This window comes from Kineosporia mesophila (assembly GCF_021129235.1).
Taxonomy (GTDB): domain Bacteria; phylum Actinomycetota; class Actinomycetes; order Actinomycetales; family Kineosporiaceae; genus Kineosporia; species Kineosporia mesophila.
Genome location: NZ_JAJOMA010000039.1, coordinates 1 through 16,028, shown reverse-complemented (window position 1 = coordinate 16,028; position 16,028 = coordinate 1). Strand labels below are relative to the sequence as shown.

At 69.5% G+C, this 16,028-nt stretch carries 18 protein-coding genes; 10 read left to right on the top strand and 8 right to left on the bottom strand.

What is annotated here, in order from left to right:
* Window positions 1-5: 5 nt before the first annotated feature.
* Genes LR393_RS33125 through LR393_RS33115 form a run of 3 tightly spaced genes read right to left on the bottom strand, consistent with a single transcriptional unit; the run spans window position 6 to window position 2,672 of the window.
* Window positions 6-1,751 (bottom strand): AAA family ATPase, encoded by a 1,746-nt coding sequence (locus LR393_RS33125; RefSeq protein WP_231489167.1) that lies wholly within the window; start codon window positions 1,749-1,751, stop codon window positions 6-8.
* A 25-nt stretch (window positions 1,752-1,776) separates the two neighbouring features.
* Window positions 1,777-2,391 (bottom strand): hypothetical protein, encoded by a 615-nt coding sequence (locus LR393_RS33120; RefSeq protein WP_231489166.1) that lies wholly within the window; start codon window positions 2,389-2,391, stop codon window positions 1,777-1,779.
* Window positions 2,392-2,393: 2 nt separating this feature from the next.
* A complete protein-coding gene (locus tag LR393_RS33115) occupies window positions 2,394-2,672 on the bottom strand; it encodes a hypothetical protein (protein ID WP_231489165.1) in 279 nt (92 codons plus the stop codon).
* Between the two features lie 401 nt (window positions 2,673-3,073).
* Between LR393_RS33115 and LR393_RS33110 the strand changes: the two genes are divergently transcribed.
* On the top strand, window positions 3,074-3,463 hold the full coding sequence (locus tag LR393_RS33110; protein ID WP_231489164.1) for a hypothetical protein: 390 nt from the start codon (window positions 3,074-3,076) through the stop codon (window positions 3,461-3,463).
* A 26-nt stretch (window positions 3,464-3,489) separates the two neighbouring features.
* Here the strand turns inward: LR393_RS33110 and LR393_RS33105 are convergent, their stop codons facing one another.
* Both LR393_RS33105 and LR393_RS33100 read right to left on the bottom strand, forming a co-directional pair.
* Entirely contained in the window at window positions 3,490-3,888 is a 399-nt protein-coding gene (locus tag LR393_RS33105; RefSeq protein ID WP_231489163.1) for an MmcQ/YjbR family DNA-binding protein, read from the bottom strand.
* Between the two features lie 10 nt (window positions 3,889-3,898).
* A complete protein-coding gene (locus LR393_RS33100; RefSeq protein ID WP_345718604.1) occupies window positions 3,899-4,372 on the bottom strand; it encodes a helix-turn-helix transcriptional regulator in 474 nt (157 codons plus the stop codon).
* A 112-nt stretch (window positions 4,373-4,484) separates the two neighbouring features.
* Here LR393_RS33100 and LR393_RS33095 point away from each other — a divergent pair, with 112 nt between their 5' ends.
* Window positions 4,485-4,895, top strand: coding sequence for a VOC family protein (locus tag LR393_RS33095; protein ID WP_231489161.1), 411 nt, complete (start codon window positions 4,485-4,487; stop codon window positions 4,893-4,895).
* Between the two features lie 187 nt (window positions 4,896-5,082).
* On the opposite strand, the gene LR393_RS33090 is transcribed toward LR393_RS33095, so the two are convergent.
* Window positions 5,083-5,913, bottom strand: a complete 831-nt coding sequence (locus tag LR393_RS33090; RefSeq protein ID WP_231489160.1) for an SDR family oxidoreductase — start codon at window positions 5,911-5,913, stop codon at window positions 5,083-5,085.
* Window positions 5,914-5,992: 79 nt separating this feature from the next.
* On the opposite strand from LR393_RS33090, the gene LR393_RS33085 reads away from it, so the two are divergent.
* Both LR393_RS33085 and trmB read left to right on the top strand, forming a co-directional pair.
* On the top strand, window positions 5,993-6,493 hold the full coding sequence (locus tag LR393_RS33085) for a MerR family transcriptional regulator (protein ID WP_231489159.1): 501 nt from the start codon (window positions 5,993-5,995) through the stop codon (window positions 6,491-6,493).
* Window positions 6,494-6,509: 16 nt separating this feature from the next.
* The gene (gene trmB / locus LR393_RS33080) at window positions 6,510-7,205 is read left to right on the top strand and encodes a tRNA (guanosine(46)-N7)-methyltransferase TrmB (RefSeq protein WP_345718605.1); all 696 of its coding nucleotides are present in this window, start codon (window positions 6,510-6,512) and stop codon (window positions 7,203-7,205) included.
* Window positions 7,206-7,464: 259 nt separating this feature from the next.
* Here the strand turns inward: trmB and LR393_RS36000 are convergent, their stop codons facing one another.
* Window positions 7,465-8,982 carry a serine/threonine-protein kinase gene (locus tag LR393_RS36000; RefSeq protein WP_331283010.1) on the bottom strand — a complete coding sequence of 506 codons (1,518 nt, stop codon included), beginning with the start codon at window positions 8,980-8,982 and terminating at the stop codon, window positions 7,465-7,467.
* Between the two features lie 385 nt (window positions 8,983-9,367).
* Between LR393_RS36000 and LR393_RS33070 the strand changes: the two genes are divergently transcribed.
* The gene (locus LR393_RS33070; RefSeq protein ID WP_231489157.1) at window positions 9,368-9,964 is read left to right on the top strand and encodes a hypothetical protein; all 597 of its coding nucleotides are present in this window, start codon (window positions 9,368-9,370) and stop codon (window positions 9,962-9,964) included.
* A 124-nt stretch (window positions 9,965-10,088) separates the two neighbouring features.
* Window positions 10,089-10,535 (top strand): hypothetical protein, encoded by a 447-nt coding sequence (locus tag LR393_RS33065; RefSeq protein ID WP_231489156.1) that lies wholly within the window; start codon window positions 10,089-10,091, stop codon window positions 10,533-10,535.
* 409 nt (window positions 10,536-10,944) lie between these two features.
* On the opposite strand, the gene LR393_RS33060 is transcribed toward LR393_RS33065, so the two are convergent.
* Window positions 10,945-11,850 (bottom strand): DeoR family transcriptional regulator, encoded by a 906-nt coding sequence (locus tag LR393_RS33060; RefSeq protein ID WP_231489155.1) that lies wholly within the window; start codon window positions 11,848-11,850, stop codon window positions 10,945-10,947.
* A gap of 329 nt (window positions 11,851-12,179) precedes the next feature.
* On the opposite strand from LR393_RS33060, the gene LR393_RS33055 reads away from it, so the two are divergent.
* The 4 genes from LR393_RS33055 to LR393_RS33040 form a co-directional block, all read left to right on the top strand.
* Window positions 12,180-13,478 carry an ABC transporter substrate-binding protein gene (locus LR393_RS33055; protein ID WP_231489154.1) on the top strand — a complete coding sequence of 433 codons (1,299 nt, stop codon included), beginning with the start codon at window positions 12,180-12,182 and terminating at the stop codon, window positions 13,476-13,478.
* A gap of 321 nt (window positions 13,479-13,799) precedes the next feature.
* On the top strand, window positions 13,800-14,684 hold the full coding sequence (locus LR393_RS33050) for a carbohydrate ABC transporter permease (RefSeq protein ID WP_345718640.1): 885 nt from the start codon (window positions 13,800-13,802) through the stop codon (window positions 14,682-14,684).
* 32 nt (window positions 14,685-14,716) lie between these two features.
* Window positions 14,717-15,556 (top strand): carbohydrate ABC transporter permease, encoded by an 840-nt coding sequence (locus tag LR393_RS33045; RefSeq protein ID WP_345718641.1) that lies wholly within the window; start codon window positions 14,717-14,719, stop codon window positions 15,554-15,556.
* Between the two features lie 29 nt (window positions 15,557-15,585).
* A partial coding sequence (locus LR393_RS33040) for a class II fructose-bisphosphate aldolase (RefSeq protein ID WP_231489151.1) occupies window positions 15,586-16,028 on the top strand: 443 nt, incomplete at its 3' end.

Genomic DNA, 16,028 nt, shown 5'->3' with positions numbered 1-16,028 from the left:
CTGGGTTACTGGGTTGCCGGGCCTGGGGTTTCTTGCGGTGGGGACGCCGGGGTTGATGGGTCCGGCTGCTGACTTTTCGAGCTTTGCGGGGCCAGGGGGACGCCGCCGGAGTTCGGGCCCTGGTTCTGGTGGTCGGGCGCGGGGGCTTCGCCGAAAACGTTCCTCACCGAGCGGTCCTTGCCCGCCGGGCCACCGGCCACGCCGGGGATGAGGTTCGCGGCCTCGCCGTTCAGGGCTTCCTCGAACGTGATGCCCTTCTCCTCCATGGACACCCCCACCTTGGTGAAGGCCCCCGCGAACTGCGAGATGTTGTTGGCGAGCTGCTCGTTGACCTCGTCCCGGACGGACCGCTCGGGGACGAACTTCCCCGGGACACCAGCGCTGCCGGCGTCGCTCGCAGCAGCCGGAGGGGTCGCACCACCGGCAGCAGCCGGAACCTCTGCATCATCGGAACCCGCACGCGTATCGGAACCCGCACGCGTATCGGAGCCCGCACCGGACCCGGAACCCGCACCGCCCGCACCGGTCGCGGCGGGCGTGGTGCTGGGCGCCGGGCTGCCGGGCCGGCTGGTGTCACCGGTCCCCGTCCCGCCGGGTGTTCCCGCTGCGGCCGGGGCACCTGCTGCGGCTGGGGCACCTGCTGCGGCCGGGGTCTTGTCCGGGTTGAACTTCTTCAGCAGGCCTCCGGCCCCGACCGCGCCCAGGGCGCCGACGGCGGTCGGGGCCAGGATGTTCGCGGCGGTGATCTCCTCGCCGTTGCCGGCCTTGCCGATGACCTCGAGGGTGGCACCCTTGCCGAATTCCCGGATCAGGTCACCGGATGGCCCGACCACCTTGTCGAGGGGGAGGCCGGCGAAGTTCTTGCCGCCCAGGTTCTCGCTGAACCTGGTCACACCCTTGACCAGGCCGGAGTTCAGGATCTGCGGGAGGCCGGGCAGTTTCGAGAGGGTGCCGGCGAATCGCCCGATCAGGGCCCCACCCGGTACCAGGGCGATGAGACCGGTGATGAAGTCGCCTGTCTTGAAGGCTCCGTCGCCTATCGCCACGGCCTGGTTGAACACGAACAGCAGGCCGCCCAGCAGGAGCCCGGCGACGGGGAAGACCAGGGCGATGATGCCGACGATGGCGGCCAGGACGAGCTGGACGAAGAAGTTGTCCTCGAAGAAGTCCGCGATCTTCTGGAAGACGTTGCGCTCGGCGATGGCCTTGTCCTTGGCCTCGTCGAGTTCGCTCTCGCAGGCGCGGCGGGCGCTCTCGCGGTCGTTGCGCGCGTCTTCGGCCTTGCGCTTGGCCGCATTCAGGGTCTCGTTGGCGTCGTCGATGCGGTCTTGCTGCCGGCGGGCGTCGGAGCGCTGGGTGTCGGTGGCGTCGGTGGCCAGGGGCGCGACGGTCTGGGAGGCGGTGCCGGCCACGGGCCGGGCGTCGGCAATGGCCTCGTCGAGCTTGCCCTGGGCGTCGTCGAGTTTGGTGGAGTAGTCCTGGTAGGCGTCGGCGGCCTGCTGGAACGAGTCGACGGTCTGCTGGAGGAATCCCTCGAGCTTGGACACCTGCTCCTTGAGGGCGTCGACGGCCTGCCCGCGGCCGCGCGTGTCGAGCACGCCGCCCTTACGCACGAAGTTCAGTGCGGTCGAGGCCTGGTCGCCGACGTCGCGGTAGCGGGCCTCCAGACGGGCGATCTCGGCCGTGTCGCCGGGGGTGGGGTCGTCGGACAGGCCGACGAGGGCCAGATCTGCACTGGTCGGTCTGGGCACCGGGATCCTCCTCGAAAAGCCTTGCTCAGGACGTGGCCGGCAACGGTCGGCCGTCGGGGGCGACGAAACGGAACGTCGCAGTGATGGCGTTGAACAGCGGGTGCACCGCTGCTTTCAGCGGCAGGTTCGGGCTGGCGCAGGAGACGACGAGGTACTCCTGGGGACTGCCGGGCACAGGCAGCATGGTGTGCATGGTGAGCAGCTTCGTCGAGACGTCGGCGGTGATCGCGGTCTCCTCGGTGCCGGTCACGCGGGCGACCGTGCCGATGTGCGGCAGGGTGACGGAGGTGACCTCGCGGTCGCTGGGAGCGCGGCGGGAGGTCCCCAGCGCCTGGGTCAGCACGGGCAGCGTGAATTCCAGGCCCTCGGGAGTGTTCACCGCGAACACCATCACGTAGGCCATGAAGAGCCCGTCGTCGTACATCTCGGCGGTGCTGGCGCTGAACAGGGCGCCGTGTTTACGGGCCGAGCGCAGGAGTTCGCGGCCGGTGCGGAAGAAGTCGTTGACCTGGGCCTTGGCCCGGGGGTCCGGGGTCTCGGCGAGCGCCTGGGCGCGGGCGGCGGCCATCTCCTGGCCGGACAGGTCGGTGGTGCTCCAGGTCTCGGGCACGTTGAGCAGGAAGCGTTCACGGTCGGGCATGGCTACTCCGTCACGAGGCTTTCGGCGGCTTGCGCGTCGGTGTCGGCGAAGGCGTCGCTGACCTGCTGGAACTTGTCGCGGATGCCGTCGATCTCGCGGACCAGCTGGAACCGGCCGTCGGACCAGGCGTTCTCGAACGAACCGGCGGAGCGGGCCAGGTCACGGCCCAGGGCCTGGTCGAAGTCGATGTTCGCGCCGCTGATGTCGATGTTCTCGCGCACCTTGTCCAGCGCGGCGCGGGCGGCGTCCAGGTCGTCGCCCGGGAGGAAGATCTCGGCCACCGGGGCCCTCCTGTCTGCGGTCGAAGCTGCGGCAGCTCCCGAAAGTGCGGCCGTGATCCGGCCGGTACCTATACGACGTGGCGGTGCCGGGGGGTTCACCGAGGCCGGGGCGAACCCCCCGGGCAGGTCTGTCTCGTAGACCGGGCACGAGTCCCTCCGGCCGGATCCTCCTGGACGTGGCTGCGGGCATCCTGCTCGTGAGCTGCGGAAGGTCCATCACCCTCCGGCTCACCGTGGGCGGCAGTCCGGTGCACCGGTCCGGCGGCGGCGACGAGCCGGGTGAGCTCAACGGGCAGGGCCGCGGCGGATGTGGTTCGCGGTGTCGCCGCAGGGCCGAAGGGTCCGATGAAGGACGACCAAGGGCCCGGTCGGGCGGTGGGTGGCGGTTCTATCGTGAAGTCATGAACGCCGGGTACGAACTCCCGCTCCCCGCGGCGCAGATCGTCGGGCGCCTCAACGCTCGACCACGCATTCCGCTCACCCCCTGGTCGCTGAAGGTCACCGAGGTCGCCCTGGTGCGCCGGGACCGGCAGGTGCCGCAGGTCGAGGTCGTCGTCGAGGTCTGCGCGGTCGCGACCTTCTTCGGTGCCGTCCCGGGTGAGGAACTCACCGGTGGACGCTGGGCGGTGCGCTTCGACGTGCGCGCCCAGGCCCTGGAGACCGGCGCCCCCACGCGTCCGTTCGTTCTGCTCCTGAAGGTCAAGCTCGAGGAGTGGTGGCTCAACCGCGCGCAGGAACAGCAGATCCGGGCCGTGCGGGAGCACCGGGCAAGCGCTCGCCGACTGGACTGACCGCGACAGGTGCGAACCAAACGGCTTCAATCAATTTCTGTAGCAATCCCTTTCATGGCCTGCGCAGAGAGACCGGGCCGTTTCGCGCGAGGCAGGGTGCTGACGACGAGCGTGTAGGAGGAGCGCACCAGTTCGTCGATGAGATCTTCGGTGATGTCGTCACCGCCGCCGATCGAGATCCAGTGTTTCTTGTTCATGTGGTAGCCGGGGAAGACGTCGGGGAACTGCTCCTGCAGGGACAGGCTGTGCTCCGGATCGCACTTGAGGGTGACCAGGGGTTCACCGTGCAGCTCGCCGGCCAGGAAATACACCTTGCCGACGACCTTGCAGACCTCGGTCTCGGGCCCGAACGGGAAGCAGTGCTCGGCGGCGGGCAGCCCGGTCGCGATGCGCAGGGCCGTGGCCCGCAGGGTCGTTCCGTCCATGAGCGCGAGTCTAGGGACGGGGTCCGACAGTTTGCCCGGCGGTTTCGGACCGGGCGGTCCGGTGCCGGATCGGACGGGTGTGGATCTTGGCCAGGCAGGGCGCGATCCCGGCGAAACCCGTGATGCCGGGAGCAGCGGCGTGGTCGCGGGCCCGGTAGGCGCTGGGGCTTTCACCGACCAGCTCGGTGAAACGGGAACTGAAGGTGCCCAGCGACGAGAACCCGACGGCGAAACAGATCTCGGTGACGCTGAGGTCGCCGCGGCGCAGGAGGGCCATGGCCCGCTCGATGCGGCGGGTCATCAGGTAGCTGTAGGGCGACTCCCCGAACGCGGCCCGGAAGCTCCGGGAGAAGTGCCCGGGCGACATCAGGGCGAACCGGGCCAGGGCGGTCACGTCGAGCGGACTGGCGTAGTCCCGGTCCATCAGGTCGCGGGCCCGGCGCAGCCGGACCAGATCCTCCAACGACGTCACGCCTGTCAGCATCGCACAGGGCGCATCCACCATCCGCCGGAGAACGCCGGACAACGACGGAGAACGGCGAGACGATCAGGAATCGAGAAGCCCAGCTCAGGGGCGGGCCTCTAGCGTGACGGTCATGGACATCACCATCCACTCGAGCTTCCTTCCGCACACCGACCCGGAGGCCTCGCTGGCCTTCTACCGTGACCTGCTGGGCTTCGAGGTGCGCCTCGACGTCGGTTACGAGGCCATGCGCTGGATCACGGTCGGCCCGGCCGGTCAGGCCGACACCGCGATCGTGCTCTACCCGCCGGAGGCCACCCCGAACGTCAGCGAGGAGGAGAAGCGCGTCGTGGCCGAGATGATGGCCAAGGGCACGTTCGCCAGCCTCAACCTGGCCACGCCCGACCTCGACGCCACCTTCGAGAAGCTCCAGGCCGGTGACATCGACATCGTGCAGGAACCCACCGACCAGCCCTACGGCGTGCGCGACGCCGCCTTCCGCGACCCGGCGGGCAACCTGATCCGGATGCAGCAGACCGCCTGACCCCGCCCACCGGTACGGGAGCGAGGACAGGCAGCCCACACTCCCTGCACGACGAGAAGGCGCTCGCGGTCTCGTCGGGTGATGGAGGACGCGGATGGTTTACTCCGGCGGGTGTCGGCCCCTGAGCGGGTGCTTGCGGTGACGCGGGCCCTTCCCGGAGGTCCGGGAAGGGCCCGCGCCCGGAGGCTCAGGCGGCCACCGACTCGCTGATCGTGCGCTGCGCGTCCAGTTCGGCCAGGCGCGTCTGCAGGGCGGCGCGGATCTGCGCGTACGCCCCCCGGCCCAGGGCCAGGCGCACGGGGGCGGGGGTGACGTCGGCGACGGCGATGCTCGCCTCGGCGATCAGGGCGGGGTCGGACCAGTCGAATCCCTCCCCGGTCCGGAGCATCCGCCGCACGTCACCCGAGGGGGTGGGGTCGTAGACCGGGGTGGCCGGGGCGGTGTCGAGGGCGTCGCCGAAACCGGTCGGCGAGGGGCCGGGCTCCAGCACGGTGAAGTCGATGCCGAAGGGCGCCACCTCCTGCCGCACCGACTCCACGAAACCCTCGATGCCCCACTTACTCGCGTGGTAGGCGCTGAAGTTCGGGTACGCGATCGACCCGCCCTCCGAGGCCACCTGCAGCACCCGGCCCCCACCCTGCGCCCGCAGGTGCGGCAGCGCGGCCCGGATCAGGTGGATCGAGCCGAGCAGGTTCACGCCGATCACCCGCTCGATCTGCGCGTCGGTGAGTTCCTCGGCCGCACCGAACGTTCCGTGCCCGGCGTTGCTGACGACGACGTCGATGCGCTCGTTCGCGGCGAACGCCGCATCGGTGGCCGCGCGGATCGACCCGGCGTCGGTCAGGTCCAGTCGCACGGTCTGCAGCCGCTGCCCGCCGTAGGTGGCGAGCAGGTCGTCCAGGGCCTGCGGACGGCGCACGGCCGCGACCACCGTGTCGCCCCGTTCCAGCAGCTTCCGCGTCATCAGGGCGCCGAAGCCGCCGGAGGCGCCGGTGATCATCCAGGTACGGGTACTCATGGGGTGAAGTCCTTCCTCGTGGTCACCGACGACGCTAGGAGTTCGAGAGGACTCGAGGACAAGTGCTTACAGTGGAGACGTGACGACCACGAGCGCAGCCCCCGTGTCCGATGTCCTGAGCATCGGCGAGATCAGCGCGCAGACCGGCCTGTCCGCGCACACGCTGCGCTTCTACGAGCAGGAGAACCTGTTCGTGAACCCGGTCGCGCGCGACGGCGCGGGCCGGCGCGTCTACGGCAGCCAGGACGTGCAGTGGCTGCTGCTGGCCACCCGCCTGCGCGACTCCGGCATGCCCCTGGCCGAGATCGCCCGCTACGCCGGCCTGGTCCGTGCCGGCGCCGGTAACGAGCAGGAACGCCTCGACCTGCTGCGCGAGCACCAGGACCACGTGCGCGCCCAGATGGAACGCCTGAGCGCCAGCCTGGACGCCGTCACCGCGAAGATCTCCCTGTACGAGATCGCGCTCGTCGACGGGGACCCGCAGAACCCGTGGTCGGACGGTGTCCAGGACTGCGTGGTGCCCGCCCCTCCGGTGCGGGCCGGGCGTCAGCAACCGCCGCACCCCTCCCGTCGCCGGTAGGGCGCTGCGGCGGATAATGACCGCCGTGACCGAGACACCCGCGCCCGCCGTTCCCACGTACAAACTACGGCGGGGGCGGATGGGTTCGATGCGGCGCGAGGCGATGGCCGAGCACCTGTCGCGGTTCGAGGTCCCGGCCGGTGGCGAACCGCTGGAATTGAGGACGATGTTCGCACCCGGGGTGCCGGTGGTCCTGGAGATCGGGTTCGGGTCGGGCAGCAGCACCCTGTCGATGGCGGCCGCCGATCCGGCGACCGGGGTGGTGGCCGCCGACGTGCACACGCCGGGGGTGGGCGCCCTGGTGCTCGCCCTGGCGGAGGGCGGGCTGGAGAACGTGCGCGTGCTCAACGGCGACGGTGAGGTCTTGCTGCGCGAGCGGGTGCCGTCGGGCAGCCTGGCCGGGGTGCGGGTGTTCTTTCCCGATCCCTGGCCGAAGGCCCGGCATCACAAGCGCCGGCTGGTCACGCCGCGGTTCGCGGCGCTGGTCGCGGACCGGCTGGCCCCGGGTGGGCTGCTGCACTGCGCCACCGACTGGTGGCCCTACGCCGAGCAGATGGGCGAGGTGCTGGCGGCCGAGCCCGCCCTCGAGCTGGAGGGCGGCGGCGCCGTGGAACGACCGTCGTGGCGTCCGGTCACCCGGTTCGAGGCCCGGGGGATCGAGAAGGGGCACCGGGTGGCGGACTTCCTGGCCCGCCGCCGACCGCAGCCGTAGCCCGGGCTACGGCCCCGAACGTTCGCCGGCCGTCGCTGGCGGCCCCTCGCCGGCCGCGGTGGGCGTTCCTTCGTCGGTTCGGTCGGCCTTCCGTCGGGCGTGATCAGGCGAACTTCCCCGGGAGATGTCGTCGCGGGGAAAGTTCGCCTGATCACGCCCGGGAGATTGGCATTCGCCGGCGAGAGGGTGCCATTCGCGGTCGAGACCTTGAGCCTGGATGGGTCCGGGCGGTGAGCCCGGCAGAGGTCCGAGCCCGGGATCAGGGGTTTTCCGCGGCCGCGCCCGGTTCGCCGGCGTCGGTGGTGGTGCTGGTGTCGCTACCGCCGTCGCCTCCGCCCCCGTCGTCTCCGCCCCCACCGGTGGTGGTGGTCGGCGGGTCGACGGCCGGGGTGCTGGTGGCCGCGGGGGGCGGCGCGGCGGTGCTGGTGGTGGTCGACGTGGTGGGCTTGGTCTTCGTCGGCGTGGGGGACGCACTGCGGGACGGCGTGACGGTCACCGTGGCCAGGGGATCGCCGGCCCTGGTCGTGGTGTAGCTGCGCCCGGTGGTCGTGGCGTAGGTGGGCACGCTGGTGGGGCCCCCGACGTTGGCGGGCGTGGCCTTACCGGTGATCTGGGGCCCGGCCGTGGTGGCCGTGGGCGAGGGCACGTCCTCGGAACCGGAGACGTTGGCCGTGGGTGCCTTCTCCTTGTCGCCCGTGGTGAACAGGACGACTCCACCGACGACCAGGGCCACCAGCAGCGCGGCCCCGGCGGCGGCCTGCACCAGGACGGGCGACCGGAACCGGGAGGCCCGGTCGATGGGGGTGTGCTGCTGTGTGGTCTGGATGATCGGGTTGCCGCGGGAGGCGGTGGCCAGGGCGACCTGGTTCATCAGGTTGTCGTAGGCGCTGACGCCGCCGGCCGGGGTGGGCGCGGGCGGCGGCACGGCCCGGACCCCGGCGGCGGGGGTGTGGCGCGGCAGCCGGGTGACGGGTGTGCCGGTGCGCGCGGCGATCGCGATGTGCTTGGCGTTGGGCCGGTCGGCCGGGTCTTTCTCCAGGAGCGCGGCGATCAGGTCGCGCAGCGGTGCGGACCGGATCGGCTCCAGGTTCACCTCGCCGTGCACCGTGCGGTAGAGCATGGCGGTGGCCGGGCCGGTGCCGAACGCGGGCTCGCCGGTGGCCGCGTAGTACAGCAGGGCGCCCAGGGAGAACACGTCGGTGGCGGGCCCGACCCGCTGGCCCACGGCCTGCTCGGGCGACATGTACGCGGCCGAGCCGGTGATCTTGCCGGTGCTGGTGACGGTGCTGGCCTCGGCGGCGCGGGCGATACCGAAGTCGATGACCCGGGGGCCCTGCGGCGAGAGCAGGATGTTGGAGGGCTTGAGGTCACGGTGGATGACGCCGGCCCGGTGGATCTCGGTCAGGGCGTCGGCCACGCCCGCGGCCAGCTCGAGCACGGCCTCGGGGCTCAGCGGGCCGTCGACGTCGACGGTCTGCAGCAGGTTGTGGCCCTCGACGAACTCGGTGGCCATCCAGGGCAGGCGGGCCTCGGTGTCGGCGGTGAGGACCTCGGCGGTGTAGGTGCCGGAGATCTTGCCGGCCGAGTCGACCTCGTGCGCGAACCGGCGCCGGAACTCCGGGTCGGCGGCCAGGTATTCGTGCACGACCTTGATGGCGACCCTGGTGCCGTCGGGTGACTCGGCCAGGTACACGGTGCCCATGCCACCGCCGCCCAGACGGCCGACGACCGCGAATTCGCCGATCTGCTCCGGATCCCCGGGCCGGAGGTCGTACACGTCGAGTCTGCTCCTGTGTTCGGCTGATGCCGGGCCTGCGTTGTCAAGGGCACACTATCGGTGGACTCTGCCCGGCTGCAGGCTTATCCCAAGGCTCGGACGAAGCCTGAGGTGGGTTTATCACTGGCCTGATGGTCGGCGCCCGCTCCGGCCGGATTTCCCGATCCGGAACCGGCGTCCGCATTCCGGCCGTATTCCGTTCGTATCAGGACGACCTGTCGGGGTATCTCTTTGTGGCAGATGCCATACACCCGGTCGTACGACTCTCGTCGTACCTGGGAATGCTCCTCCAGGCGGATGCGCTGAGGATCTTCGAGTAGCAGGCTGATGCAGGTCGGCGGACGGTGAGGGACCGGCCGCGGCACGAACCAAGGGGAACATCCTGATGTCCGAGACCATCGTTGACGGTGCCGTCGACCCGGCCGACTACGAGTTCGCCACCGTGCAGGCTCCGCGTCGCCTGGAGTGGGTCTACCGCGATGCGTACCGGCACCTCGGCTGGGTACTGGACGCCTTCGACCCCGAAGGCTGCCGCAACCCGGCCGTCCACGCCACCGTCGTGAACCTGCGTTTCCGGCGCGAGCACGACCTGCCGAACCGGGAGCTGATGAACGAGCTGCAGGCCGAGTGCGACCGGGCCCTGGGCGTGATCGCCGCTCGCGAGCGGGTGAAGACCTCGCTCGTGCACTCGTCCACCGCACTGTTCGGTGTGGTCGGGGCCTCGTTGCTGGCCGGTGCCGCGCTCACGCTCGACGACGGTGACCTGCTCACCCCGATCCTGCTGGGTGCGCTCGGGGTGGTCGTGATGCTGATCGGTGTGATGGTCCGCCGTCCGCTGACCGAGGTCACCGAGGCCCGTTTCGGGCTGTCCAACGACGACGAGTACGCGATCGTGCTCGAGACCAGCGAGCGCGGTGCCGCCCTGCTGTCCGTTCCCCGTGCGCAGGACGACGAGGTCTTCACGCTCGCAGCAACTGCCTGACCCCTTTTCTGACGAGGCCGGCGCCGGTGTGGCCCCGGCCTCGAATCATGTCCGGACCCGAACGCCCACGCCTTTCTGGATCCCCTCTAGCAGAAGATGGATCCAATGTGGCACGCTGGCGGACGTGAGCCCGACCGCCCCCACCCCGTGCCGCCTCCCGGCCGCCCGGACGATCGCCGCCCTCGCCGGCCTCGGCGGCGTGCTGCACCTGGCCACGCTCACCTCCCACGACGCCACGGCCTGGATCTTCGGCGCCATGGCCCTCGCCTGCCTGGGCTGCGCGCTGCACCTGATGTCGGCGCGCTCGCGATCGGCCCTGATGATGGCCGCCGGCATGGCCGTGCTGATGATCGTGGCGCACCTGGGCTACCTGCTGGCCGTGACCCCCGCGTTCACCGGCAGCCCCACCCCGCACGGGCACGGAGCGGTCGCCCTGGTGGCGGCCCCCACCCTCACCGCGCACACATCCCACGTCAGCCCCGGCATGCTGCTCCCGCTCCTGCCCGAACTGGCGGTCCTGGCCCTGACCGGCCCGGCCCTGCGCCGTTCCCGGCAGCAGCTCCGGTCCTGACCCTGCCGGGAGGGCGCCGCCCACCCGGCGGAATGTGTACCGGCCGGAGCCGAACACCGACGTGAGCGGGGCTCGGCCGCAGGCCGATCTCGCGTGGATCCGCTCCGCCGCGGCCCAGCGGATCACCGTGCTCGTGACCCCGGGGTGCCCGAGAACTCCGGGGTCAGGGCCGACCTTCAGACCTCGGACGACCCGCTGAAGGCGGAACGACCAGAAGGCTGACGTGCCGAGGCGGTGACCACCGCCCGGTCCTGGCCCGCCGTCGTCATGATCTGGCCCGGGGGCGGACACCGGGTGGTCAGCGGGGTGGTTGCGGGGTATCGACGGGTTGCCCCGAGGGGACCGGCGGCTGGGGCCGGCGGTGCTGCCGAACTCGAAAATGGTTATCTGGCAAGGGTTCAGGTCTGGTTCAGGTCTGTGGGAAGAGGATCTCGACCCCGGCCGCCGCGAGGGCTGCGCGCAGGTCGGCCGGGGGTGGGGCGTCGGTGATCAGGTAGTCGACGTCGCCGAGGGCGCAGACCTGGGCGAACAGGCGGCGCCCGAACTTGGTGGAGTCGGCGAGGATGGCCACGCGGGAGGAGCGTGAGCACATCTCCCGCATCATCTCGGCCTCGGCCAGGTTGCTGGTGGTGTATCCGGCGTCGGCCGAGACCGCTCCGACGGCGATGAGCGCGAGGTCGCACCTGACCTCGAGCTCGTTGCCGCCGGCGGTGCGGAAGGTGAGCGCCCCGACGGTGGTCTGGGTGAGCAGCCGCACGGCGCCGCCGACCAGGTAGACGCCGCGTACGGCGGTCTCGGGGATGGCCGGGGGGATGGGCAGGCTGTTGGTGGCCACGGTGAGGTCGCGGTGGTTGCGCAGGGCCCGGGCCACGGCGAGCGTGGTGGTGCCGCCATTGAGCATGATCGTGAAGCCGTTCTCGATCAGGCCGACGGCGAGGGTGGCGATGACGTCCTTCTCGTCCTGCTGGAGTTTGAGCCGCACGTCGATGGTGCTGTCGACGGGGGCCATCGTGGACTGGCTGACGGCACCGCCGTAGGTGCGGACCAGGACGCCGTCGTTGCTGAGCTGGTCCAGGTCGCGGCGGATGGTGTCGCTGGAGACCCCGAAGCGGGTGGCGAGCTCGGTGACGGTGACCTGCCCGGCCTCGCTCACGTAGGTGGCGAGCTGGGCCTTGCGCCCGGCCGGCAGGTGCCGTTGCTTCTCCTCGGACTCGGGCGAGGAACCGCCCGGGGAGTCGCCCGGGGGCACGGATCCGGGTGTGGGTCCGGGGGTGGAGTCCTGCGCCGGTTCGAGCGCTGGTTCCAGTGCGGTCACGGTGGGGTCCTGTCTGTGGGTCCGGGTGGATGCGGTTCTGGCGTGCGGGGTGTGCGCTTCTTCGGCGCTGTCGGGTGCTGAGAACAGCAGATCCTCGCATCCCCTACCCGCTCCGGCGCAGTTTCTGCATCGGGAACTCGCATGAATTCTTGGTGCCGAAGTCACTAAAGGGACACTCTACGCATCTTGCGCACGCAAGTCTGCGGTTCTCTGCAATGGAGTGCATTTCTAATCCGAACTTATGCAAGAAAACCCTTGTAGAAGCTCAAGACTCCTTGTTACTGTCGCGGAACGCAGCACAGAGCGGTATCTCGACAAGGGAGTTGAGGATGTCGGCAGTCAGCGGTGTCAGGAAGGCCGTACGGCCGGGTCGGCTTTTCGGGATCGTGACCACGGCAGCCGTCATCGGCGCCCTGGCCGCGTGCGGTTCCGGGTCCGGTTCGGCCGCCTCCGGCGGCGACGTCAAGCTGGAGTTCGCCCAGTGGTGGGCCGCGGAACTCCCCGACGGTGCGTTCGACAAGATCGTCGCGGATTTCGAGGCGCAGAACCCGGGGATCACGGTGGAGCTGGTGACCGCCCCCTACGCCTCCACCAAGCAGCAACTGGTCTCGGGCGCGGCCTCGCGCACGCTGCCGGACGTGGTGGGCCTGGACGGGGCCTGGGTCAACGACTTCTCCCAGCAGGGCGCGATCGCGAACCTCAGTGACCTGATGAAAGACGCCGGGTACGACGAGAGTCAGCTCGCCAGCCAGATCCAGGTGGACGGCTCGACGTACATGATCCCGGTGGTCAACTTCGTCTACCCGCTGTTCGTGAACACCGACCTGCTGAAGGAGGCGGGGGTGAACGAGGTGCCGAGCACGCGCACCGAGTTCGTCGAGGCGGCGAAGAAGATCAGCGCGCTGGGGGACAACAAGAAGGGCTGGGCCCTTCCGCTCGACACGAGCGCACCCAACGGTGCCCAGAACGACGTGATGTCGTGGCTGTGGGCCTCCGGCGGCAGCATGCTGGCCGACGGCAAGCCGAACGTGAACACCCCCGAGGTGAAGAGCGTCATCGACATGATCAAGGGCCTGACCGACGCGGATGCGGTGGCGCCGGGGTACCTGACCATGAAGGAGCAGGACAAGGTCGAGAAGTTCACGACCGGGCAGATCGGGATGATGGTCGACTCGCTGGCCCACATCAACCTGATCAAGGAGAACGCGCCCGACCTGAACTTCGAGGTCGCGGCGATCCCGGCCACCGACGGCTACACCGGTAAGCGTGGGATCCCTTACGCCAGCTGGGGTATCGGTGTGGCGGACTCCTCCGAGCACCAGGCCGAGGCGTTCAAGTTCGTCGAGTACCTGATGAGCAAGGACGTGAACGCGCAGCTGTCCACCCTGGCCAACGGGTTCCCCGGTAACACCGCCTCGAAGCCGGACTTCAGTGACAGCGACCCGAAGTTCGAAGAGGCCTTCACGATCTACCAGGACGGCACGCCGGCCAACGAGTTCACCGGCCTGCCCAAGTCCGAAGACCTGATGCGCACGCTCAACGAGCAGTTGCAGGCCGTCCTCACCGGCAAGACGAGTGTGGACGACGCCCTGAAGAACACCCAGGACAACTGGGCCTCCGTCTTCTGAGGCACTCGCGGGTGTCAACCCCGCCCGCCCCCTAGTCGGGGGGCCGCACCGTGAACCGGCTCCGGCCGGCAGTCATGTTCCGCGAACGACTGCCGGTTCCGGTGCGGCCCCCGCCTACCCAGGAGGTGCCCGATGGAGCCCGCGCACCCGACCGCCGGCCCGTCCGTCAGTCCGTCCCTCAGCCCGTCCGTCAGCCCCGCACCGCAATCCGCACCCGACCCGGCGTTCCCCGCCGGGCCGGCCCCGACGTCCTCAATCTCGACCCTGACCCTCACGAGAACCGCTTCCCCGCAGGAGAACCCGCCACCGCGACCGGCCCGGATGCCCTGGGCCACCCGGGTGGCCCGCCGGCTGGTGCCCTTCGGGTACCTGACCCCCACGATCGTGCTGCTGTTCGTCCTGATGGTCGTGCCGATCGTCATGGTGATCAGCTACTCGTTCAAGGACAACGTCATCGTCGAGCGCAACCCGGTGCTGGTCGGGTTCGCCAACTACACGCAGATCCTGACCGACCCGAACTTCCGCACGGCCCTCAAGAACACGGCGATCTTCATCGTCGGCAGCATGGGCGCGCACCTGGTGCTGGGCCTGGTCTTCGCGATGATGCTGAACTCGCCGCTGCTGGGGCCGCTGACCCGCAGCGTCTTCCGGGTGCTGTACATCCTGCCCTGGCTGTTCACGATCGCCGTGGTGGCGGTGCTGTGGCGGCTGATGCTCGACCCGGCCGGCGTGGTCAACTACGTGCTGGAGGCGGCCCACCTGATCGACGGTCAGGTCGACTGGCTGGCCAGTCCCGCAACCGCGTTGTGGGCGGTGCTGTTCATCAACATCTGGTCGGGCTACCCGTTCTTCATGATCAGCATCCTGGCCGGTCTGCAGGGCATTCCCACCGACCTGTACGAGGCCGCGGCCGTGGACGGTGCGGGCCCGTGGCACACGTTCTGGAACGTCACGATCCCGCAGCTGCGCCCGATCCTGCTGAGCATGGCGGTGCTGGACCTGATCTGGACCAGCCAGCAGTTCGCGCTGATCTGGATGACGACCGGCGGCGGCCCCCTGAACAGCACCGAGATGCTCAGCACCTACGTGTACAAGCAGGCGTTCAGCAGCTACGAGTTCGGCCTGGCCTCGGCGGCCGCGGTGATCGTGCTGCTCCTGACGATGCTGCTGGCGTTCTTCTACGTACGCCAGCAGCGGGAGAGGTGAGCCGCGTGACCACGGTGACCACGACGTCCTTCATCCGCCGCCGCAGAAAGCAGAGACTGACCAAGGTCGCGCTGATAACAGGCCTCAGCCTCGGGGCGGTCTTCGCCGCCGCCCCCGTGCTGTGGATGCTGTCCACCTCGCTGAAACCCAACGGCGAGGTGATGGCGACCCCGCCGAAGCTGATCAGCGGCAACGTCTCGTTCGCCGCGTACACCACGGTCCTGACCGACCCGGACAAGCTGCGGTTCTTCATCAACAGTTACGTGGTGGCGCTCGCGGTGACGGCGCTGACGTTGCTGGTGGCGATCCTGGCGGCGTACGCGTTCAGCCGGTACGAGTTCCGCGGCAAGCGCCTGGTGAACGTGGTGATCGTGAGTGTGCAGGCGGTGCCGCCGATCACGCTGGTCATCCCGTACTTCGGGTTGATGGTGTCGATGGGTCTGTACAACACCTATCCGGGCCTGATCATCACGCACATGGTGTTCACGTTGCCCTACGCGATCATCATGATGACGGCCTACTTCAACACCCTGCCGCGGGAGCTGGACGAGGCGGTGAAGGTCGACGGCGCGACCGGCTGGACGGCGCTGTGGCGGATCCTGGTGCCGATCTCGGTGCCCGGGATGATCGCGGTGGGTGTGTACACGTTCATGATCTCCTGGAACGAGTACCTTTTCGCGCTCACGCTGACCCGCACCGATGACATGCGCACGGTGCCGATCGGGATCCAGCTGCTGATGGGCCAGCACTCGTACCAGTGGAACGAAATGATGGCGATGAGCATCCTCGGGTCGATCCCGGTTCTCGTCCTCTTCCTGATCTTTCAGCGGCGTTTCATCGGCGGTCTCTCCGCCGGCGCTGTGAAGGCCTGAAAACCCACCCCCGAAGGAGACCTGCTGCGATGCTGACCACCGGTAAGAAGATCCTGGACGTCGCGAACGAGGCGAACTTCGCCGTTCCCGCGTTCAACATCAGTGACTGGGCGATGTTCAACGGCATCGTGGAGATCAGTGAGGAGACGAACGCGCCGCTGCTGGTGGCGATCCACCCGGACGAGGTCTCGCACATCCGCCACGAGCTGATCCCGGCGATCCGGGAGCGGGCTCACAAGGCCTCGGTGCCGGTCGCGATCCACTGGGACCACGGTGCGGACATCCCGCAGATGCTGACGGCGCTGCGGATCGGGTTCACCTCGGTGATGATCGACGGTTCGATGCTGTCGTTCGGGGAGAACATCGCGATCTCCCGCAAGACCGTCGAGATCGCTCACGCGGTGGGTGTCTCGGTGGAGGCGGAGCTGGGCACGATCGGGAAGATGGACGAGGACCCGGAGGCCGAGGCGGA

Excerpts from the sequence above, each read along its gene's own strand:
- LR393_RS33090 (WP_231489160.1), bottom strand. The coding sequence starts at position 5,913 with ATGAGTACCCGTACCTGGATGATCACCGGCGCCTCCGGCGGCTTCGGC.
- LR393_RS33050 (WP_345718640.1), top strand. The coding sequence starts at position 13,800 with ATGCCCTGGGCCACCCGGGTGGCCCGCCGGCTGGTGCCCTTCGGGTAC.
- trmB (WP_345718605.1), top strand. The coding sequence starts at position 6,510 with ATGACCGCCGTGACCGAGACACCCGCGCCCGCCGTTCCCACGTACAAA.
- LR393_RS33110 (WP_231489164.1), top strand. The coding sequence starts at position 3,074 with ATGAACGCCGGGTACGAACTCCCGCTCCCCGCGGCGCAGATCGTCGGG.
- LR393_RS33070 (WP_231489157.1), top strand. The coding sequence starts at position 9,368 with ATGTCCGAGACCATCGTTGACGGTGCCGTCGACCCGGCCGACTACGAG.
- LR393_RS33120 (WP_231489166.1), bottom strand. The coding sequence starts at position 2,391 with ATGCCCGACCGTGAACGCTTCCTGCTCAACGTGCCCGAGACCTGGAGC.
- LR393_RS33095 (WP_231489161.1), top strand. The coding sequence starts at position 4,485 with ATGGACATCACCATCCACTCGAGCTTCCTTCCGCACACCGACCCGGAG.
- LR393_RS33105 (WP_231489163.1), bottom strand. The coding sequence starts at position 3,888 with ATGGACGGAACGACCCTGCGGGCCACGGCCCTGCGCATCGCGACCGGG.
- LR393_RS33055 (WP_231489154.1), top strand. The coding sequence starts at position 12,180 with ATGTCGGCAGTCAGCGGTGTCAGGAAGGCCGTACGGCCGGGTCGGCTT.
- LR393_RS33100 (WP_345718604.1), bottom strand. The coding sequence starts at position 4,372 with ATGCTGACAGGCGTGACGTCGTTGGAGGATCTGGTCCGGCTGCGCCGG.